Below are 21,085 nucleotides of genomic sequence, written 5' to 3'. Positions count from 1 at the left end.
CTTCCTTTGACGGATATCAAAACTTTATTTGGTAAAATCAAACCGTGACTTTCGATTTAACCCAATTATACAATTTACTCATTTTACCATCTTGACCGAGCATTCCAGAGTTATTTTTATAAAAAGTGTCAACTATTAGCTTGATAGAGCCTATGGCAGCAGAAAATACGGGATTTTTATCATACTCGCCATCAAGGCCACTGAGAGACTCAGGGCATCCAATGCGGACTTGTTTGTTGAATATATAGCTTGCAATCTCTTTCATGCTTGTGAGTTGACTGGTTCCACCTGTGAGCACTACTTTATTGATTGGATCTTTTTGTTCTTGAAATTGTTCTCTTACCAGTTCAAATATCTCCTCAACTCTAGGTCTTATGATGTCAATAAGTTCGGACTTGGGTACTCGAGTCGGTTCATCATTTTCACTGTTTTGCAGTGTAATATATTCGTTCTCATCTATTGAAGTTACGACAGTGCTACCGTATAGTATTTTTATGCGTTCAGCATGCTCTATACTTGTGCATAGTCCATAAGCTATATCTCGAGTGATGTGAATGCCACCAATTGGAATGCTGCTTGTGTATATAAGCTTTCCTCTCTTAAAAATTCCAATTGCAGTACACCCACCCCCTATGTCAACAATGGCAGTTCCTAGCTCTTTTTCATCTTCACTTAGACAGGCAAGGCCTGCAGAATATGCGGAAGCAATACAACCAGCCATACTTATCCCGCTATTATTAGTTATACAATTTTCAATGTTGGTAAGCGCTGGACGCGAAGCAGTGACGACATTAACATCAGCAGATAGTCTTTTTCCGTACAATCCACCAACCTCTTTTATATCAGTCATGTCATCCAAGTGATATTTCAGTGGTATATTGTGAATGATAACATTTTCTTCGATATATTTCTCAAACGTCTGAAAGACTACACGTTTTATATCTCGGTCTGAAATTTCGTGATTAGCTGCAATAATTTCGTTATATACGTTAAAAGATGAGACTCCACATCCGGCTACATTCACATATATCTGATCTATAGTCTCTTCTGATACTTGCTCAGCTAAACCTATAGTTGATGAAATAGAGTAACTTGCATGCTTTGCATCAGTTATTGATCCACCGCTTATACCTTCTGCACTTTTATAACCCGTTCCTATTATTTTATAGCTGAAGTTGCTATTGATCTTAACAATGAGACAGATAATTTTTGTTGTACCTACGTCTAAAACGGCAAAAACATTTCGCTTTGGTTTTATTATTACTGCAGAGTACATTAGTTGACCTTATGACACAATTCCATTCAAATTGTAGCTTCCTTTCATAATTTATATTTCTATTAAAAATACAGCAACATTTTAATATACCCAAAATACTGTACAAAGGAAAAAATAAAACATAAAATTTTAATTTTATGTCTAAATTGCCAATTGTAATTGCCCCTGATGAAAGGTTAACTACACGTGCCAGTGAAGTAACAGATATAAACGATAAAATTAAAGAATTAGTAAACGACATGTTCGAAACTATGTACCATGAAGATGGTCTTGGCCTTGCTGCAGTGCAAATTGGAGTGATGAAGAGAGTTTTTGTCATGGACGTTCAGCCAGAGAAGGCTGAAGATGGGCCAGCAGGATATGAATCAACTGGCAAATTTTGCATGATTAATCCTGAAATTACAGAATTATCGGGTGAACAAGTAATTCTCAAAGAAGGGTGCCTTTCAATTCCAGAGCAAAGCCATGAAATTAAGCGTCCAAAATATTTAACTGTGAAATATAAAAATTTAAATCACGAAGAACAGACGCTAAAAGCTAGTGGTTGGCTTGCAAGGTGTATTCAGCATGAGTTAGATCATTTAAATGGTATATTATACGTTAGACATTTGTCTAAATTGAAGTACGATATGGCTATGAAAAAAGCTCAAAAGGTTAAGAGGCACTATGAACAATGAAGATCTAGAATTGTTGAAGTTCTATCATGAAGTGGGTGTTGACTGCACGCTAACTGAAGGTGAAGAGGAAAAAAAAGTGGAAAATGAGAGAGCTGCACAGTCTTCTGTCATCGAGCAGAAAAAAGCCATGTTCCCAAGTGACTGGATCATTGAAGCAAGGAAGCTTGCAAGTGAATGTGGTAGTGTAGATGAACTAAGAAGTGCAGTTAAGTCATTTGAGGGTTGTGAAATAAAAAAAACTGCAACTAATACTGTTTTTTCTGATGGTAATCCGAATGCAAAAATCATGCTTATTGGTGAAGCACCAGGAGCAAATGAAGACCTGAAAGGCATACCATTTTGTGGTGCAAGCGGAATGCTGCTCGATAAGATGCTCGGTGCAATTAATCTGGACCGCACTAAGGTATATATAAGCAACACCGTGTTTTGGCGTCCACCAGGTAATAGAAAACCAACTGATCTAGAGCTTGATATGTGCAGACCATTTGTTGAGAAGCATATTGCTCTTGTTTTACCGCAGATTCTAATTTTAGTTGGAGGAATTGCATGTTATAGCCTTCTTGATAACACAAAGACTATATCGAACTTGCGTGGCAAATTTCATACTTATACTAACCAATATTTATCTCATGCAATTACCAAAGCCGCTATATTTCATCCAGCCTATCTACTTCGTCAACCAGCACAAAAACGCTTAGCTTGGGAAGATTTAAAGAAGATTAGAGAATATCTTGATAATACTAATAACCACACGGACGTTTAGCTCACTACTCGTTGTCATCCCAGTGCCGGCTAATTGCATTAAATATTGAAAAATTTACTAAACAGAGAAAAAGGCAAAAGAAAATCTATCAGCTACTACCTATTTTTTTTAATTGGCGTTTTTCATTGTATTAAATGCTTTGATAAGCGCATTTTAGCTTATGTGGGTAAAAGTTTTATAAAGACATAGAGTGCACATAGTGCAAAAAATTAAACATCAAGTATATTGAGCTTTTTGTCGTTTTATCTGCACAGACTGAAGATAAATAATATATCTTCACCCTTATTTTAAGGAGAATGGCGGAGTCCGTCAAGTAACTCTTGCCGTTGCTATAGCTGCTTGAGTTCCTGTAATCACAATGTTGGTGCAATGCACGCATGGAATTTTATTTACTCTATAATATGTTGGTTTATAGTAGTACTAATGCAGAAATAAAGGGAGGAGACATTGGAAAGCAATATAAAAAAATTGAAAGGAAATTTTTTAGAACAAGCAATTAGAGTAAATCATGCTGGCGAATATGGAGCCATTTGCATTTATTCCGGTCAAAAATTTATTCTTAAAAAATCTTCCATAATTGACAAAATAATTGAAATGGAGGAGCAGGAAAAAAAACATTTCCACTATTTTAATGAGAAAATCAAGGAGCAAAGAGTTCGTCCTACTGTTTTGTTGCCAGTTTGGGGTGCTTTAGGGGTATCACTTGGTGTTGTAACTGCCATGATGGGTAAAAAAGCCGCTATGGCTTGCACTGCTGCAGTTGAAGAAGTGATCGGAGAGCACTACAAGGAGCAAGTCTTACATTTAGAAGATGGGGAATTAAGAGAAACTATAAGTAAATTTCGCGATGAGGAATTAGAGCACAGAGATATTGCAATTCAGCACAATGCCGAAAGCGCACTTGGCTACAACGTTTTATCTTTGTTCATAAAAACAAGCTGCAAAGCTGCTATTTACCTCTCTAAATTGATTTAATCAATCACTATTTGACAACCAACCACATTTGCCTTTAGTTCTTGTGCTAATTGCTGCCCCATATCCTCTACTACAATCGAATGCGTATGAATGTTTATAATTAATTTCTTAATTATTATCCTAAAAATACATTAATTTAATTCCCTATTAGAGTTTTCTTGTTGTTGTAAACATGTTTGCATAAGACTAGTAGATGGAACGTTTTTAATAGTCTGAGTTAACTCCTCAGGAATATTTTCAAAACTCTTGCCCATAACTTCTAAAACACTTTTCCCCTGTATAAGACAATTCCCTCCAAAGCTTGATTTGTTTTCTAACTTGCTAAACCTTATTTTGCTTTTCTCATCAATTTCTACTACCATTTTGTTACCATCTTTCCGTAGATAAATACTAATCTCTCCTATTTTAGTAGTAAAAAATATTTCAATACCACCTTTTAAGATATCTGTGTAATTTCTTTTTCCATCTTCTGTAATTTCAACTTTTACTATACTTTCCTCAATCTGAAATATGCCAACTTCTAAATCCTTAGCTTTTTCATTATTTAAAGTTCTCGCAGTTTCAACAATACTACCTTGTGGATACTTAATATAAAAATATTTATTATCTACTTCTACTTCAAGATCATATTTATCAATTTGCTTGTTATTTTCTTTCACAATACCTTCATATGCTAGACCCTCTAGCATTTTTTTCTTACTCTTACATTGTTCGTTAAGATCATTTAAATAATTAGAGCCGTAATATCCGCCTTCAATATCGCTATAAAAAGATAATCCTTTTTCTACCCCACCTTTTAACACTAAATTACGAGTGATCTTTTGTATGATATTTTTTGTAGTTGAATTGTGTGGATTTGCATGAAAGCGATTAATTAATTCTTCCATTTTTTCAAATATAAAATTTGTTACAGTCTTATTATCCTTACCGTAATATGAGTTTAATCTTATTCCTTGATTTAAATAACCCTCTATTATGCGTTCCATGTACTTTAAAACGCTTTCTTGCTCATCGTGTTCTGTTATACCTTTTATCATCTCATCACAAAATTTTTTAACTAGAATTTGTTCATCTGTAATCAATGGTATTTGCAATTTCGTAGAAGATGAGTCTCGCTCAAAAAGATAAATTATTGACAATTCTTCTGCTCTTTTAATAAAGTCATAACTTCTTAGATATTCTGCAACATCTTTGTTTTTTGAGTACCTTTTCTTGATTAAATCCATATGCCTATCTTTACGACTTATAGTCGGTAATTTTGGATTTGATGAACTACTCTGTTGACTATTGAAGAAGCTGTTAGAGAACTGTTCAGGCTCTAAAATAAGATTACTTTCACCTTGTTTACCTACTTGCTTAGACATATTATATACCATAACCACTAAAACTTTTTAGTGATTACTTCAATACATAGATAAGTCAATAAAAATATCTTTTTCTCTTCAGTGCTAAAAAATTGTCAAAAATCTCAAAATTGGTTAATTGCATATAACCTACTTTCTGGTATACATCAAAACTACCGTAGAAAGCTTCAACTTTGAAAGGGATTAACAAATAAAATTCTTGTACTTTGCCTCTACTAAAGTACAATCAGGCTTTATTTAATATTTTTCATGCTTGATGAAGTACATGAGGAGTGCGGGGTATTTGGCATAAGTTATAACCAAAGTGCTGCTTTTAACTCTATACTTGCTCTCCACGCTTTGCAGCATAGAGGTCAAGAGTCTTTTGGCGTAGTAACCAGTAACAACGATAAGCTGCACTCTTATCACTTTCAAGGCCAAGTGAGCAGTGTATTTGATGATATAGATGAAATAAAGAAATCCTTACCTGGGGATTGTGCAATAGGTCATGTTCGATACTCAACAAGTGGTAGTAAATTTGGAGTGCAGCCCATGTTTGGCAAAAGTGGCAAATTTGGGGATTTTGCCATAGCACATAATGGTAATTTAATTAATATTTCTCCGATACGCGAACAATTAATTAAACAAGAGTGCGTTTTTCAGTCAGATATTGATACAGAAGTAGTAGTGCATCTGACAGCAAGCAGTGAAAAAGATAGCTTTTTAGAGAGTTTTATATATGCATTAAAGCAAATACAAGGTGCTTATTCTTTTGTGGCAATCAATCAAGAAGTAGTTATTGGAGTACGTGATCCATCTGGAATCAGGCCTCTTGTTTTAGGAAAGTTAAACGGTTCTTACGTTCTTGCATCTGAAACTTGTGCTCTTGATATAATAAATGCAGAGTTTATTAGAGAAATAGAACCAGGCGAATTAGTTACCATCAGTTCGGATAGTAAGCTAGCCTCAATGTTTCCTTTCCCACAGCAAAAATCAAGTTTTTGTATTTTTGAATACGTTTACTTCTCGAGACCAGACAGCATAATGGAGAAGAGGTCCATATATGATATAAGAAAAGAAATAGGAAGAATACTTGCAGAAGAGAGCCCACCAAAAAACAATGTAGATATGGTTGTACCAATACCTGATTCTGGAATACCTGCAGCTATTGGATATGCAAAGCATTCAGGATTACCTATGGAACTGGGGATAATTCGTAATCATTACATAGGAAGAACTTTTATACAACCCACCGCTGAAGTACGTAAAGTTAGAATAAAATTAAAATTCAATGCTAATAAGCACACTTTGAAAGGCAAAAACATAATTTTAATAGATGATAGTATAGTGCGTGGTAGTACGCTCAGAAATATAATAGTTATGCTAAAGGATGCAGAAGTAAAAGAGATTCACCTCAAAATTTCAAGTCCACCAATTAAGCACTCTTGTTTTTATGGAATAGATACACCAGATTGCAAAGATTTAATTGCTGCGACTCAATCTATAGAAGAGATAAAGGAAAGTATAGGAGTAGATAGCTTAGCCTTTTTGAGTATTGATGGGCTATACAGAGCTGTTAAAGCAGAAAAACGTAACAATGCTACACCGCAATATTGTGATGCTTGTTTCACTGGTGACTACCCAATTGGTAAGTAATCTATTATTAATGAAGGTGAGGTTTTTTCTATGTTATATTAACAGTTTTAAAAATAGATTTTTTGCATAACCATATAGTTTTTGCCTGGGCGTCATTTGAGTGAAAACTACTTTACAAATTTCGTCATTCCCTTTACTATGATACTAAGAGTATTTATCCTTATTTTTGACCTGCAGGCTCAATCACAAAATCAGTAAAAAACTCAAATATTTATTGGCAAATTACACAAAAATTATAGCGGCTTTTTTTATTTTTTCTACATTCAGCCAAAACGCGCTTGTTAGAACATTATTATAGCGCCAATTTACATTATAAAACTCGTCACACGAGGATTCTTCTGCCTTTTTTCTTCGTTTGGTAAATTTCTTAATATTTATAGCTAAAGCTTCAGGCTAGCACTTGATGCTGGAATCCAGAAATCTTTTGAGCACAAAAGTTATGCTAGGTTTTTGTTGGTAAGAAAGGCTGATTACTTTTATGCTAATAATTTTACTACTCTGCTGAACGGATACAATTGAATATAGTATAGTCTTCTGTTCTGACGAGAATAGTTTTATTCCATCCATCAAAAAATGCTAAATTGAGGTATGTATCACCCTTATAGGGCTTGTGAATTTCAGTTATAATAAATTCTGAGATTAGGTTATGCTCTAAAAAAAGGTGTGCTATTTGTGCCCCACCAATCACAAAGACTTGAGAACTACTTTGAATTGACAGAAATTCTTGCATGGAAGAGACAACAGTACATTTTGGACCTCTATTAAAACACTTGTTACGGGAGAAAACAATAGGTGTACGATTCTTTAGTATGCTTTGAGGCACGGTTTCAAATGTCTTTCTTCCCATCACAATAATTTGTTTGTCGGTCACTTGACAAAAATGTTTAAACTCACTTGGATAACGCCAGGGCAAATCATTATTTATTCCAATTACCCCATTAGGGTCAACAGCCATAATTCCAATAATCTTCATCCTTTTAAGACAGCTTGGGCTACAAAAAATCTCATGTGGTCGCGTACATTATGCACTCTAAGGAAATCAACCTTATTTTGCAGTATAGCAGATGTAGCAATTGTTTCTAAATCTCTATTAGAGGGAGATTCTATGGAAAAAGAGGAAATAAATGACTTTCTGGAATGGCCAACTAAAACCTTGCAGCCAAAATTTTGTAAAGTTTCTATACTGCGTAAAATCTGAATATTCTGATACATAGATTTGCCAAAACCAATACCAGGGTCAATAATTATTGAATTTTCATCAAAACCCAGTCCTAGTAGTTTGTTAATGCTCTTCTCTGCCCAATTATTTATGATATCAATTGGGTCAGTGTCATGTGGAATAATATTGTCCTTATGTGGTGGTATCGAAAGTGAATGCATAATAACGACACTACACCCACTGCTAGCAACTTCTTTTAAGGTATTACTACTCAGATCTCCCTTCTGATCATTTACCCAGGCAATATTGTAGTGCTTCAAAACGTTTAAAATAACGTCTGGCCAAAAACTATCAATGCTGACTTCAATATCACCATTTTTCATATAGTCGCTAAGATTATCAAGTACTGGTTTTAGACGTTCATACTCTTCCTCTGGCGTCTTTATTGAAGCTCCAGGCCTTGTTGATTGAGCTCCAAGATCAACTATGCTTGCACCATCTGATACCAGCTGCAATGCCTGCTTGGTTGCTCGATTCGCATCATAATAAAGACCACCATCTGAAAATGAATCAGGGGTAATATTGACGATACCCATAAGCTTTGGTGAAAGCGTAAAACTCTTTGAAAAACAGTCTTGAACATTGAAAGCAAAGGTTTTGTTAACCATTGCCATCAAGTGGAGCAAAAATGGTCTATTTACTAATTCTGGGTGAGGAATTTTAAGGTCAGGTATATCAAGCGTTAGATCATCCCATAACAAAATATCTAAATCAATAACACGAGGTGCCCATTTTTCGTAGACTTGTGGACGACCAATATCACATTCGATTTGTTTTAAGCCTTTTAGTAGATCCTCAGGAGAAGAAGAACAACTTCCATAGACAATCATGTTGAGAAATGGCTTGTTCCAATCAGGTGGAGCACCATTTAGTAAAATAGCCTTAGTTTCTAGAATGATCGAAGACTTTAAGTCTTTTAAATAGCGCTTCTTTAGTAACTCAGTAGCTCTTTGTAAATGGGAAAGGCGATTCCCTATATTTGATCCAATAGAAATATAGATCATTCTTGCAATTCATTACAGTAAGTAAAAAAAACGCCCCCATGCACACCAGGAACTGGTGGTGCGATTTTGTGAGTAGTCACCCTGACAGAAGAAATAATATGCTTCTTTCGCAGCAAAAGGTTATTAATGGCTCTGTATATCTCATGAGTTAAATGCTCGATTAAATTAAATTGCTTGCCCTGAACAAGAGATTGAATATTTTGCACTACTTCCAAATAGCAGATAGTATCTTTAAGTTGATCAGTTGTAAGCCCTGAAGGAGGAGATTTAAAAGTGAAATCAACGTCAATACTCACCAATTGGGGAGAAAACTTCTCTTCTGCACTACATCCCAAATGAACCCAAAGCCGTAAATCAGATATAAGAAGATTACATGCTACCACTGAATTTAGTATCTACTTATAATTAATGACAAACATCAACATTCATCATGCCATCAAGAAAACCCCATAAGAGTTTTGCTCCTTTTTCAGCGCCTTGCATAACTTTCTCTTGTTCTTCTTCGTTTAAATCTGCAATAAGGTTTGCACATTCTTCAGAATGCCACTCATCAGCTTCCATATGAACGGTAAAAAATTTGAGAGAACGCTCATCATTTATTGAATAGTGTTTTTTCAGACCTTCAATTTTAGACTTAGAAACCTCTGGAGTTTGACGTTCATAAGCGTACAGAGCTCCAAGACCTGCTGCAAAATCTGATTTTACAATGTCAAAATAACCATCAACTAATTCTCGTGTCTCCTTAATTTGTGCATTTTCACAAAGTTCTGAACGTGCTACTCCCAGTCCTTCAGCAAAACGCTGCCATAATTCTGGGTGATTCTCGTCGCCTTGTTCTTCCTCTATTAAATTACCAAGTAAAACTTGCCGCATTTTCAAATTCGGACACAAGGAATGTATACCGCTGATATAACGAGGAAAAGCAGCAACATGGTGATAATATTCCTTAGCGTAGGTTTGCAGAGCCTGCAGGCTTAAGCTACCTTCATTCCATGACTCGTAAAATGGGTGTTTTAATAAGTGTAAACTATCTAATTGATTATTAAGTAATTGAACAAATGTCATAAATAAACAGTAAATTGTTTTAGGCTACGTTTAGGTTTATCAAATGTCAAGAGGCATTTCTCACTACTACTTTAATTCCAACAAATATAAAGATAGATACGCTATAAGTTAATTTTTTAGTAAAATTGATTTTTTCTAAAATTTCATGTATTATTAAATCAATATAGTGAAAAACGCAAAATGAAAGTAACAGAAGAAAATACAATAAAAATTAGGGAAGAGTTCGTAGAAGTTCAAAATGGAATGCGAATTCAAAAGATAGTGATGTCAAACTCGAAGAGCAGTGCAGATAGCAGAAAGAAAAAGCATATAGTTTACTTTCCAGGGCTTACATATACTTTTGAAAAAGAGCCAAATGAAGACAAAAGTGAATGGAATTGGGCAGCTGAAGCAGGTATGGATGTTCACCTTATTAATTTTCCTGGTTCTGGAAAAAGCAAAGGCCATTCTTTAAACGGTCGAAATCGAGTAAATGCAGGAATTGGAGTCATTTCAGATCTTCTAAAGCAAGGCATTCACCCAGACAATATAGTACTGTATGGAAGCTGTGCTGGAGGACCAATAGCTGCGGAGGTTTATAAAAAGTTTAAAAAAGATGACAATATTCATTTAAGATGCATTATCAATAAATCCTTTAGCTCATTCAAAAAACTTGTAGTGAAATTACTACACATATCAAAACCTAAATGGCTATTTCCTCCTATAATAAAATTCATACTCAAATGCTTTGGTTGGCACTTTAAGCCACACACAATAGTAAACGACATTACTCCATACACAATTTGTTTTAACTTAGAGAACGATGGCTTTATTAGTAAGCAGGCAAATATAGGTACTAAAATTGCTGACATAGAAAAAAGTCATAGGAAAAAAAACTACCAAAAAAAAGAAACTTTTGAAGGTTTTGAGCAATATAAAGAGTTTTTTATGGAGCATGCCAACTTAGCTAAAATAAAAAACCTTGAACCTGAAGTTGGAATAATGAAAAAATGCTGGAATAAGTTTCTATCGTTACTACCTATTAAGGCAGATGATATTCACTTTTCTTCGATTACAGAATTGTGCTCATCAAGTGAACACAAATACAATCTTCCTGAGCTGATTTCACTCTTTTTAGAATTCACAGATAATTATTTTGAAAAGAAGGGCTCTCTCAATCAAGAGAAACAACCAGAGATAAAAACAGAAGCGATATGTGGAAAGAATAGTGAAAAAGAAATAGAGGAAAAGAAACAGTATTTTACCAATTTAAAGAATTATTCAATAAGTCAGAATATATCTAAAAAGCTAACATCTCTGCAAATATTGAAATAAGTGTTTCTTTTGTGATTAAAAAAACATTGCATCTAGAGTATCTGCCATAAGTGATAATTCTGTGCTTTCATCATAGAGATTGTTTTCACTAGCTAATAATTTCTCACTAATTTGTGGATAAAGTTTAGAAACGTACTTCTCATAGCATTCATCTAGACATTCTTGGTCTGTCCGTTTTGTTTTGTAGGAATGGCATTTCTCCTTACATTGATTATATCTAAATTTAATCCCTTGCTCTCTGTTTGATGCTTGTTGTTGCATAATATTCTCCAATTCAAATAATTCTAATATTAGCATACAAATATGAACATTATGTTAATATCATTACTTTTTAGGTATACATGGCAAATTTATGCCTGGAAACAGTTTTTGGTTATTTCCTAGATTTTCTTTATAAAAACCAAAGGCGCCAGTTGGTTTTTATTAGCTAAGGTAAAGGTCAAATATCTGGAATTTTGGACATAAAATCCTCCTGTGTGAAAAAAAAGATTAAAAAAAATGCAGCGCACATACGACAGAAATTAAGCATGTGTGTGCACTCACATACACTGAAGAAGATACGCTACGTTTTTTATGAAAAGTTAATTGAAAGTCTGCAGACAAATTTGAGCTCTTAAAATATCTCTAACTTTAATTATAATTAGATTGAAAATACGCGGAAGTAATTTTTTTTGACAATAGATTTCTTTCATAACCAGACAGCTGGGATCCAATAAGAAAATCTGATCACACGCTGGAATGACACCGTCCTGCCAGTGCATGATGCACCAAAAGTTGTGCATCAACAAGGGTATCATGTGAGTAGCCTCTCTTTTGTCGTTCGAGTAGCTCTTTTGTTGTCATCCCAGTGCCCAGACACTGGGATCCATTTTTTTTCTTCTAGATTCCAGCGTCACGCGCTGGAATGACACCCATTTAGTTTTCTTACCTGTCTACCTTATCTTGCTACTTTGCTGAACGGATACATTTTATTAATAGTGGTGGGATTGGTAGGACTCGAACCTACGACCAATTCGTTATGAGCGAACTGCTCTAACCGACTGAGCTACAATCCCTTTTATCAACACCTATAATACACGCAAAAGGAAATTTGTCTACTCGCTTATTTCACTATCAACCCAACTGTGTAAATCATTTATTGCGCCAATTTTGCGTGCAATTTCCTTACCATCTTGAAATATGATTAAAGTAGGTATAGATTGAACTCCATACTTACTTGGCACTTCAGTTTCTCCATCTATGTCGAACTTGCAGATCTTGATCTTGCCTTTTCTATCCTCAGCCAATTGCTCGATACGTGGCATCAGACTTTTGCATGGTCCACACCATTCTGCCCAAAAATCTACCAGCACAAATCCTTTGTGGTTAGCAACTTCAGATTCGAAATTTTGATCATTTACCGCTTTAATATCATCACTCATAAAATACCTAAATTTTTATAAATATAGCGTATCAATTAACAGCTGATCAACTAAATTTTTCTGGATTCAAGTGAAGTGATTACATATGATGATTAAAGATATCTACACTCCCCCAACCCATTGAATCTAGCTCAATACGAGTAGGAAGAAATTCAAAGCACTTTTCGGCTAATTCTTTTCTATTTTCACGTTCTAGCATTAAATCTAGCTTTTCCTTTATTTTATGGAGATATAAAACATCAGATGCAGCATAACTTTTTTGCTTGTCTGTTAAATTTTCATTTCCCCAATCAGAAGATTGTTGTTGCTTATTTAATTTTATATCAAGTAGTTCTAAGCACAACTCTTTTAAGCTATGATTATCTGTGTAGGTGCGAACTAAACGTGAGGCTATTTTCGTGCAATAGCAAGGCAGTGACCAAGTTTGCAGGTAGTAATGTATTATACTCACATCAAATCGCGCAAAGTGAAATATTTTGGTTATATTTTTATCCTCTAATATTTTTCTCAAATTTGGAGCTGTATAATCGTTTTTGAATTGAACTAAGTGAGCGTTGCCATCATTGAAAGAGAGCTGAACAAGGCATAATCTATCTCTGCTATGCAGTAGCCCCATTGCCTCTGTATCAACAGCTATAGATTTTATATCATTCGGTATTGCACTGGCTGGCAGGTCGTCCTTATATATAAATATTCTCATAAATTTAATATGTTTTATGACACATACAATAATCAAAAATGAGTTTTAAGTATACGAAAAGATCATAGAAAATTGGCTCTCATGATTTTCATGCATGTAGGGTTTACAAATTGTAATATGTACCTATAATTAGAAGTAGAATCTAAGCAGAATTTAACTGCGGGAGTAGCTCAGTTGGTAGAGCGCAACCTTGCCAAGGTTGAGGTCGAGGGTTCGAACCCCTTCTCCCGCTCTTTAATTTTAACATAAAAAATTTCCTTCCCCTATTCAACTAGTTCAGCTATACTAAAAGTAGCTAAAAGCTTTTTAGAAAATTATTATTTAGGAGGATTATATGGACAACAAGACTAAACCAATGTTATTTGCCTTAGGTATAGCTACATCAATAGGAGCACTTACAGGTTTGGGACTCAGTTTTACAGCTTTATCACCTTTAGTAATGGGTGGAATTATTGCTGCGGTTTCGGTAGCCTTACTTGCATGTAAATTTATTTATAATGAAAAATTTTCCAAAGAAAGTTTTTTTATTGGTGCTTGTTCATGTGCTGCAGCTTTGCAACTGGAGTTGGTCTTGCTGCAGCTGCAACTGCTGTTTTCCCTGGTGCAATGCTTGGAATGGGATCGGCAGCTTTAGCAGGTGCGGTGATAGCACCCATAGCAGTAATCGCAGGGGTATTTGTAACATTTTGTGTTATTGAACCAATAGCTGAAAAAGTGAATGATTATATTATATCACCTATAGTTGAGCGTTTTTCTTCAAAAGAGGAAGAGTGCAATCTACCTGCAAAATAATCAATTGACGTTAGCATTTAGTTTTCTTTATAATTTCCTTTGTGAAAGAAGAAAAATGCTTATTTGTAACGATAGCTGGTTTGCCAAATGCTGGAAAGTCAACGCTAATTAACAGCATCGTAGGCAAGAAAATTGCAATTGTCACCCCTAAAGTGCAGACAACAAGGACACAGGTAAGGGGTGTTGCTATATGCAACAATGCGCAAATTGTTTTTACTGACTCTCCGGGAGTGTTTTCAGCAGAAACAAATCTTGAAAAAGCTTTAGTCAAATCTGCATGGGGAGCAGTTAAGGATAGTGACATTACTTTATTGCTTGTTGATGTAAACAATTACCTAAAAAATATAGAAAGAATAAAAACGATATTTGCACGACTGGAGCGCACAAAAGGCAGATGCATTTTGATTATCAATAAAACTGATTTAGTAAAGAAATCAGAGCTCAAGATGGCACATGAGCACCTAAATTTGCTTTATAAGTTTGAAAAAATTTTTACGATCTCGGCACTGAAGAATGATGGACTTTCTGATCTGACTAGTTACTTGTCTGAAATTGCACCGATAGGCCCTTGGTTTTATGAAAAAGATCAAATAACTGATTCCTCAGCTGATTTTTTATCAGCGGAAATTACGAGAGAAAAGTTATTCTTGAACCTACGTGAAGAATTGCCATACTCTACAGCTGTTATAACTGAACAATTTGAGGAAAAAAAAGATAAGAGTTTAGTCATAAAACAGATCATATTTGTATTGAAAGATAATCATAAGAAAATAGTGCTAGGAAAAGACGGCAGTAGCATAAAAAAAATTAATATCGAGGCGCGTACAGAATTGGAAAAGTTATTTGAGTGTAAAGTTCATCTCTTTTTGTTCGTAAAAGTGCGACCTTGGACTGATCGCCCTGAGGAATATATAAGTAATGCTTAATTCTTTGTTAGTATTTGATATTGAAACTATACCAGATGTAAATTCCTGCAAGAATTTACTAAATATTAGTGATGATAGCAGTGTAGAAGAAAAGAGGAACGCATTAACAAAATATCATCTTGAAATAACAAACGGGCAAAACTCTTTTCTGCGTCAGCCCTTCCACCTTGTTGTAGTCATTAGTTTTTTACTTTGTAATATAACACGCCAGAGCGGTTATGAAATGTTCACACTACAAGAAATAAGATCTGGAGGCACAGTAAACTCCAATGAAAAAGAGCTAGTAAAGGGATTTTTTAACTACATATCAGAGAAAAAGCCAAGACTAGTTTCGTTCAATGGACGCACTTTTGATATACCGGTACTGAAGTACCGTGCTATGGTTCATGGCATTCAAGCAGAATATTTTCACAAAGCTGGCGATAAGTGGAATAGTTACAATCAGAGGTACAGTAGTGATTGGCATTGTGATTTGCTTGAATCTCTCTCTGATTTTGGAGCTTCTGCAAGAATGAAGATGAACGAAGTTTGCGCAGCATTTAATCTTCCCGGTAAGATTGGAGTTGATGGTTCACAAGTTATGGACTTATATGATAGTGGCAAAATACAAGAGATTCGCGATTATTGTGAAACAGATGTGATTAACACTTATTTGATTTATTTGAGGTTTATGCATCATCAAGGAAGAATTACTACAGAAAGCTATAATAAGAGCATAGAAGAACTGCTTTTAGAATGCGAAAAAAAAGAACACCTAAAGAAATTTAAAGAAGAATGGAAAATAACTTCTGGTGAAAATTTTTATATTGAACTTAAATGAATAGATGCTACAGAGCAATCTAATGATTGCTCTGTATAGTAGTTATAAACTCCTTGTAGTAGAAAAGACATTTTGATGTGCCCTTTGCTTAACTTCTGCTTGTTCAAGCTTAGAAAAATTTTCTAAGTTTTTATCTTGGTATTCCTTTTTTACTTTCTCGAAAAAATTTTGTCCACCAAGAATATAATTACCTAAATTAGCAGCATAATATTGAGCATTACCTAAAACTGCACAGTTAATTCGACTTAATATTCTCGAAGGGTAATAAAAGAGAGAAACGTTATTGTTCGATCGGAAATCCTTTTCATCCATTATTTTAATGGCTTCATGATAACCATCTATTTGATGAACAAAATATCCTTCAGGTACTGATATTCTCAATTGTGCACCTACATGAGCATAACCACAAATACCAGGTGATACCGCTGGTACTGGGTCTTGTCTATGTTGAGTTACTCTAATGGTTTTTTCTTGAAGAACATCATTATAAAATTCACTAGCAGTAAGATCAAAAACTCGTGGATCACCAAAAGTTGCAACATGAACATCTTCAGCTCCTTCTGTTTTATTGAGGCATAAAGCAGCTATCTTAGCAATAGCTCCTCCCATACTGTGACCTGTGAGATTAATTTTAAAATCCTTGATTTCTGATCCCTGTTTTTCAGCATGAGATTTCAAAATGCCATACAGATTAGGCCATGAATCCATAAATGAATTATAGAAACCACAATGAATTCTTCCACCTTCAGGTAAAAATTCCGAAGTAGCAAAAAGTACATTTATATCAGTAATTCCATCATTAAAACTCTGGCTCAGACGAGTACCATGGTAAGCTATTGTTATTTCTTTACCTTTTATAAAAACGTGACCAGCATCTTTTTCAAAGCTATTACCAAATGGAATAATTTCATAACCTTCGCTGATGAGTTCAGCTCTAGTTTTATACATTTTTTCAGTAGATGGAACAATTTCAAAATCTTCTACAATTTCAAATTCAGTTTTGTATACTCTTTGAGCTAGGTTGTTACATCTTTTTTTACTTAATTTACCATCATCATCGCCATAGCTTATCTTGCAGAAATTACCCATTTCTAATAATTTCTCTCGATCAAATCCTGCAATTTTTACAATACTTTCATCTATTTTATAGTCAGAAGGTAAAGAACATGGCTCATTTGGATCAGCACGATTTATAAATTCATAATCTTCAATGATCTCAAATTCATCGTCATATTCTTTCATCTCGTATTTGCCATCATCTACTGAAATAGAATCTGGCTGTTCAGTATTACCTGGCTCTGAGCCTGTAGCAGCACCTGTAGTGCTAAACCAATTTCGTAAAAAACTAAAATCCATAAATACCTTAATTATTAAAAATAAAACAATAATTCACTAATTATAATATAAACTAATATTATTGTCAATAGTTATATTAATATTTTAATCTTTATGTACTTTCACTTGAGTAAATTTTACTTCCATAGAATAAGTATAGAGTTATAATACACTAACAAGCAAACCTCTGTACTAAATTTTGGTTAATATACACGTTGAGCGTATTAAGAAAGTTGCTTTTAAAGTATTGCATTTTACTTTTATTTTCGCTATAAGGTTGCTTTAAGTTGGATTTTCAACACCTTTATACTATTTATGTTATGATTTTAAAATTTTTTGGGGGCACTTCATGAAAAAATCTATTTATACTAGAACTGCTCTAGCTTCTCTATTGACTTTATGTTCTTTCAGTGGCTTTGCTGCTGACTTTTCTGACGAGAGTATGAAGGAAGTAAAAAAGCAAGAAAGTAACGAGTCAATCAAAACTTCTGGAAAGATGGAAGTGATGAAGACGTCAAATAAGAAACTAAAAGAAAAAATGGACAGGATATGTAATGCTGATCCAAGAAAAAAAGCTGAGGAGCTTAAGAAAAAAGAAGAACTAAGATTAGCAGCTGAGCAGAAGAAAAAAGAGGAGTTAAAATTAGCAGCTGAACAAAAGAAGAAAAAAGAAGAGTTAAAATTAGTAGCAAAACAAAAGAAAAAAGATGAAATTAGGCTAGCAAAAGAGAAAAAAGCAAAGCTTATAGAGGATTCAAAGGCGAAAGCTCTAAGCACTAAAAATTCTAATGTAGAAAAGTCAAAAATTAAGGGTTCTAAAACTAAGAATGCTAAAATTGAAGCTAAAGATATAAAAAAGAATGTAAAAGTTGTTAACAGCAATACAGAGGAAAAAGGTAAGGCAAGTCCTGTTGTTTCAGTTGGTGGGATTGATATTATCAATACCAATCAAGGGGATGGTTTAAGAATAACTTTCGGTGGCGTTGTTGATTCTCAAGGTTATGGTAACCATGGGCTAAGTGGCTATAACCATTATAATGTTATGCCAGGTAAATCTACAGATTATTTTAACAATACTCCAGATAGTATAAAAGGAGCAAATCCAATATTTCCTAAAGGGATAGGGAATATTGGTGATTACAGTGAAAACATGGGCATGATTTCAGATGCAATATTGCACTTAAGAGCTGAAAATAAAAATGAGGATATTGGTCTTCGTTATGGTGCCGATGTACAATTCCATGTTCCAGTTACTGAAGGTAAAGGAGCTTCACAAGGCGTGAATGCTGCAAGAGATAGAAGTGCACATGTGTTTTTGAATTCAAAATATGGTGATCTGAAACTTGGCTATCAGTTTGGTCCTGAGTCTCTGATGAGACTTGATGCAACAAGAATTGCAACTGTTGATGGAGCTGCAGATAGTGACTGGTTCAGAAAAGTAAACTTAGAAGGAAGTGCTGCAAACTTCCCATTTTACGTAACACCACGTCTTTACACTGAAAGCTTCTCGAGCGAGAGCGAAAAACTCTCCTTCCGTATGGCAGGAAAATACAACAAAGACGTTATGACCACATTGCCGTTTAGAGCTGCTTACTACTCACCAAATTATATGGGTGCAAGATTTGGTCTTAGCTACTCACCTCGCTACGATAGTGGTTTATCCGTTGTAAAAGAAATAGCTCCAGATTTCCTCAAAGATTTAAGTAATAAGGTAACAGGGGTAAAGAATGAGGAAACGTTAAGACATGTTGGACCAGATTACCAGCATATAATAAGTGCTGGTGCATCATATGAATATGACTTTAGTAAACATAATGTAAAAGTTAAAACTTCCGTAGTTGGTGAATATGGGGTTTCAAAGCAACCGAGTAAAGATAAGCATCTTTATAAGGAATTTGTAGAGTACAATGACCTGATGGGTGTTAATTTGGGTGTAAGCGCTGATTATAAGATTGATGAAGGTCAAAATATAAAATTCGCTGCTTCTTTTGCATATTTAGGCAAATCTGGTCAACCGAAGAGTATCAAGGAACTCAACCCTACTTCAAAAGAATATAAAGAGACTACTGATATTGCTAGAAAAAATGGCTTAAAGCAATTTAATGACAAGGACACCATGTATTGGACTGCAGGTGCTGGTTATCAATATGAGAATGTTTATACAAGCTTGACATACTTTGGCAGTACAATGAATGATAAAGATATGCTTCATGATGTTGCACTTGGTGTTCAGTATGATCTATCTTCTTGCAATAAGAGCAAGTTTGTTCCTTATGCAGCCTTACATTATTTTATGACTGATGAAAAAGGTGCGCTGAAAGATGAAAATAATGCTGATGTACCTTCTAACCAAGGAATTCTTCTCCTCACTGGTGTGAAGTTTTCTTTCTAATTTGTTCTAGTAATACACACCACAACTTGAATGTGGTGTGTATCTTATCTGTTAGCATTTACTCATCGATCAAATAAACATAAGCCAGTGCGTAATAAACTCTACGAGTATTTATTTTATTCACACAATAAGTAATGTCATCCCAGTCACAGCTGTACGAAAATTGTGGCAATTTGCATAGTAAATGGTGTCATCCCAGTGCTTGACACTGGGATCCATTTTTCCATCATCATCAGAAACGTTGTATTTTAACATTACTTTTATACTCGTAAATTTAACTGGATGCCAATAGTCTGGGCGCTGGCATGACACCCTATGGCTACTCAGATAATGGATATAATCCCTTACCTATCGAACGTTTTCAAATTCAATCAATTAAGCAGTATGCAAACCAAACTAAAAAACCATTTAACTGGAGAATTACTTACCATCGCTACTTGCTGGAAATTAACACTTGTAAGTGGGGAGGTAATGGGATTCACTGACTATGATGAAGATTTAAATCTCAATAATATACTCTATAAATCTTCAAGCGGTTTTATAGCCAGCAGTATAATATTAAATAGCGATTTGAGAACTGATAATCTAGAAATTGAAGGAATATTAAATAGTGCTGATATTAAAGAAAAAGATGTTTTATCAGGAAGGCATGACTTTGCAAATATTGAAATATTTCTTGTGAATTATAAAGATTTGAGTCAGGGAATTATGAATTTGCATGCAGGAACTTTTGGTAAAGTAACATTAAATAGTGGGAGGTTTATCGCTGAAATTAGAGGTCTTGCGACAAAGCTTGAGAGAAGCATAACAGAGCTATATTCTCCTGTATGCAGGGCACAATTTTGCGATGATAGATGTAAAGCTGATGCTAAAAAGTTTAGTAGAATGAGCACAATTACTAAAGTGATAGATGAAAGAAGATTTGAAGACACTAATTTAATCGAAAGCGATGGATATTATAAGCACGGAGTGTTTAGTTCAGCAACATTTGAAGTTGTAGTTAAAGAATACAAAAATAAAGTAGTTACATTATTTGCTTCTCCTCCATATCAAATTTCTACCGGAGAGAAATATTCGATACTTGCAGGTTGTGATAAAGCGTTTTTAACGTGCAAAAACAAGTTTAACAATACTGTGAATTTCCGTGGCGAACCATATATACCAGTTGTTTAGCAGCATAATTTTTAATATTATGAATAAGTATGGAAAGGTGGCTGAGCGGTCTAAAGCACACGCTTGGAAAGCGTGCACATATGAAAATATGTCGGGGGTTCGAATCCCCCCTTTTCCGCACATTATTTCTAGTATAACATAGGATTTTCCGTTTTGTTCTTGAACGTAATAACCATATAGCATTAGCACTTCAGCTTCGCAATTTTTCAGAGTCATCTACGTCAATAAAAGAAT

The 21,085-nt window shown here is 34.5% G+C and carries 20 protein-coding genes and 3 tRNA genes; 12 read left to right on the top strand and 11 right to left on the bottom strand.

Features of this window, described 5'->3' with window-relative positions; all coding sequences use genetic code 11:
* Nucleotides 1-37: 37 nt before the first annotated feature.
* The gene (gene ftsA, locus OOL01_RS00570) at nt 38-1,276 is read right to left on the bottom strand and encodes a cell division protein FtsA (RefSeq protein WP_010403853.1); all 1,239 of its coding nucleotides are present in this window, start codon (nt 1,274-1,276) and stop codon (nt 38-40) included.
* 137 nt (nt 1,277-1,413) lie between these two features.
* Between ftsA and def the strand changes: the two genes are divergently transcribed.
* The 3 genes from def to OOL01_RS00555 all read left to right on the top strand — a co-directional run bounded on the left by def (nt 1,414) and on the right by OOL01_RS00555 (nt 3,691).
* Complete coding sequence (gene def, locus OOL01_RS00565; protein WP_064085644.1) at nt 1,414-1,953, top strand: peptide deformylase; 540 nt, start codon at nt 1,414-1,416, stop codon at nt 1,951-1,953.
* Nucleotides 1,943-2,716, top strand: a complete 774-nt coding sequence (locus OOL01_RS00560; RefSeq protein WP_264686877.1) for a uracil-DNA glycosylase — start codon at nt 1,943-1,945, stop codon at nt 2,714-2,716. Before def ends, OOL01_RS00560 begins: the two co-directional genes overlap by 11 nt.
* A 447-nt stretch (nt 2,717-3,163) precedes the next feature.
* Nucleotides 3,164-3,691 (top strand): demethoxyubiquinone hydroxylase family protein, encoded by a 528-nt coding sequence (locus OOL01_RS00555; protein ID WP_007302313.1) that lies wholly within the window; start codon nt 3,164-3,166, stop codon nt 3,689-3,691.
* 131 nt (nt 3,692-3,822) lie between these two features.
* Here the strand turns inward: OOL01_RS00555 and OOL01_RS00550 are convergent, their stop codons facing one another.
* Nucleotides 3,823-5,055, bottom strand: a complete 1,233-nt coding sequence (locus tag OOL01_RS00550) for a hypothetical protein (protein ID WP_264686876.1) — start codon at nt 5,053-5,055, stop codon at nt 3,823-3,825.
* A gap of 249 nt (nt 5,056-5,304) precedes the next feature.
* Between OOL01_RS00550 and purF the strand changes: the two genes are divergently transcribed.
* Nucleotides 5,305-6,690 (top strand): amidophosphoribosyltransferase, encoded by a 1,386-nt coding sequence (gene purF, locus OOL01_RS00545; RefSeq protein ID WP_264375095.1) that lies wholly within the window; start codon nt 5,305-5,307, stop codon nt 6,688-6,690.
* Nucleotides 6,691-7,183: 493 nt separating this feature from the next.
* Here the strand turns inward: purF and OOL01_RS00540 are convergent, their stop codons facing one another.
* The 4 genes from OOL01_RS00540 to OOL01_RS00525 are packed head-to-tail and all read right to left on the bottom strand — an operon-like array spanning nt 7,184 to nt 9,978.
* On the bottom strand, nt 7,184-7,663 hold the full coding sequence (locus tag OOL01_RS00540; RefSeq protein ID WP_064085991.1) for a dihydrofolate reductase: 480 nt from the start codon (nt 7,661-7,663) through the stop codon (nt 7,184-7,186).
* A complete protein-coding gene (gene folP / locus OOL01_RS00535) occupies nt 7,660-8,913 on the bottom strand; it encodes a dihydropteroate synthase (protein WP_264686875.1) in 1,254 nt (417 codons plus the stop codon). The genes OOL01_RS00540 and folP overlap by 4 nt, the downstream gene beginning before the upstream one ends.
* Nucleotides 8,910-9,296, bottom strand: a complete 387-nt coding sequence (locus OOL01_RS00530; RefSeq protein WP_143689820.1) for a dihydroneopterin aldolase — start codon at nt 9,294-9,296, stop codon at nt 8,910-8,912. Before OOL01_RS00530 ends, folP begins: the two co-directional genes overlap by 4 nt.
* 22 nt (nt 9,297-9,318) lie before the next feature.
* Nucleotides 9,319-9,978, bottom strand: a complete 660-nt coding sequence (locus OOL01_RS00525) for a CADD family putative folate metabolism protein (RefSeq protein ID WP_052264774.1) — start codon at nt 9,976-9,978, stop codon at nt 9,319-9,321.
* A gap of 180 nt (nt 9,979-10,158) precedes the next feature.
* Between OOL01_RS00525 and OOL01_RS00520 the strand changes: the two genes are divergently transcribed.
* Complete coding sequence (locus tag OOL01_RS00520) at nt 10,159-11,292, top strand: alpha/beta hydrolase (RefSeq protein ID WP_264375098.1); 1,134 nt, start codon at nt 10,159-10,161, stop codon at nt 11,290-11,292.
* A gap of 15 nt (nt 11,293-11,307) precedes the next feature.
* Here the strand turns inward: OOL01_RS00520 and OOL01_RS00515 are convergent, their stop codons facing one another.
* From OOL01_RS00515 to OOL01_RS00500, 4 genes are all read right to left on the bottom strand, one after another.
* On the bottom strand, nt 11,308-11,589 hold the full coding sequence (locus tag OOL01_RS00515; RefSeq protein ID WP_264686874.1) for a hypothetical protein: 282 nt from the start codon (nt 11,587-11,589) through the stop codon (nt 11,308-11,310).
* Between the two features lie 681 nt (nt 11,590-12,270).
* Nucleotides 12,271-12,347 (bottom strand) — tRNA-Ile (locus OOL01_RS00510).
* A gap of 39 nt (nt 12,348-12,386) precedes the next feature.
* Nucleotides 12,387-12,713, bottom strand: a complete 327-nt coding sequence (gene trxA / locus OOL01_RS00505; RefSeq protein WP_007302120.1) for a thioredoxin — start codon at nt 12,711-12,713, stop codon at nt 12,387-12,389.
* A 79-nt stretch (nt 12,714-12,792) separates the two neighbouring features.
* Entirely contained in the window at nt 12,793-13,413 is a 621-nt protein-coding gene (locus tag OOL01_RS00500; protein WP_149168681.1) for a ribonuclease D, read from the bottom strand.
* A gap of 159 nt (nt 13,414-13,572) precedes the next feature.
* On the opposite strand from OOL01_RS00500, the gene OOL01_RS00495 reads away from it, so the two are divergent.
* The 4 genes from OOL01_RS00495 (at nt 13,573) to OOL01_RS00480 (ending at nt 15,951) form a co-directional block, all read left to right on the top strand.
* Nucleotides 13,573-13,645: transfer RNA gene (locus OOL01_RS00495), tRNA-Gly, on the top strand.
* A gap of 308 nt (nt 13,646-13,953) precedes the next feature.
* Nucleotides 13,954-14,205 (top strand): hypothetical protein, encoded by a 252-nt coding sequence (locus OOL01_RS00490; protein ID WP_264686873.1) that lies wholly within the window; start codon nt 13,954-13,956, stop codon nt 14,203-14,205.
* Between the two features lie 41 nt (nt 14,206-14,246).
* A complete protein-coding gene (gene era / locus OOL01_RS00485; RefSeq protein ID WP_264686872.1) occupies nt 14,247-15,131 on the top strand; it encodes a GTPase Era in 885 nt (294 codons plus the stop codon).
* Nucleotides 15,124-15,951, top strand: a complete 828-nt coding sequence (locus tag OOL01_RS00480; RefSeq protein WP_264686871.1) for a 3'-5' exonuclease — start codon at nt 15,124-15,126, stop codon at nt 15,949-15,951. Before era ends, OOL01_RS00480 begins: the two co-directional genes overlap by 8 nt.
* 42 nt (nt 15,952-15,993) lie before the next feature.
* Here OOL01_RS00480 and OOL01_RS00475 read toward each other — a convergent pair whose 3' ends face one another.
* The gene (locus OOL01_RS00475) at nt 15,994-17,307 is read right to left on the bottom strand and encodes a lipase family protein (protein ID WP_007302125.1); all 1,314 of its coding nucleotides are present in this window, start codon (nt 17,305-17,307) and stop codon (nt 15,994-15,996) included.
* Between the two features lie 328 nt (nt 17,308-17,635).
* Here OOL01_RS00475 and OOL01_RS00470 point away from each other — a divergent pair, with 328 nt between their 5' ends.
* The 3 genes from OOL01_RS00470 (at nt 17,636) to OOL01_RS00460 (ending at nt 20,969) form a co-directional block, all read left to right on the top strand.
* Nucleotides 17,636-19,678, top strand: coding sequence for a WD0745 family porin (locus tag OOL01_RS00470; protein WP_264686870.1), 2,043 nt, complete (start codon nt 17,636-17,638; stop codon nt 19,676-19,678).
* Nucleotides 19,679-20,062: 384 nt separating this feature from the next.
* On the top strand, nt 20,063-20,851 hold the full coding sequence (locus tag OOL01_RS00465) for a DUF2163 domain-containing protein (RefSeq protein ID WP_264686869.1): 789 nt from the start codon (nt 20,063-20,065) through the stop codon (nt 20,849-20,851).
* 31 nt (nt 20,852-20,882) lie between these two features.
* Nucleotides 20,883-20,969: transfer RNA gene (locus tag OOL01_RS00460), tRNA-Ser, on the top strand.
* Nucleotides 20,970-21,085 lie beyond the last annotated feature (116 nt).

It is taken from the genome of Wolbachia endosymbiont (group B) of Rhopobota naevana (assembly GCF_947250615.1).
In the GTDB taxonomy this organism is placed as follows: domain Bacteria; phylum Pseudomonadota; class Alphaproteobacteria; order Rickettsiales; family Anaplasmataceae; genus Wolbachia.
The sequence above is the reverse complement of the archived record's forward strand: the minus strand, read 5'-3'. Positions and strand labels throughout refer to the sequence as shown.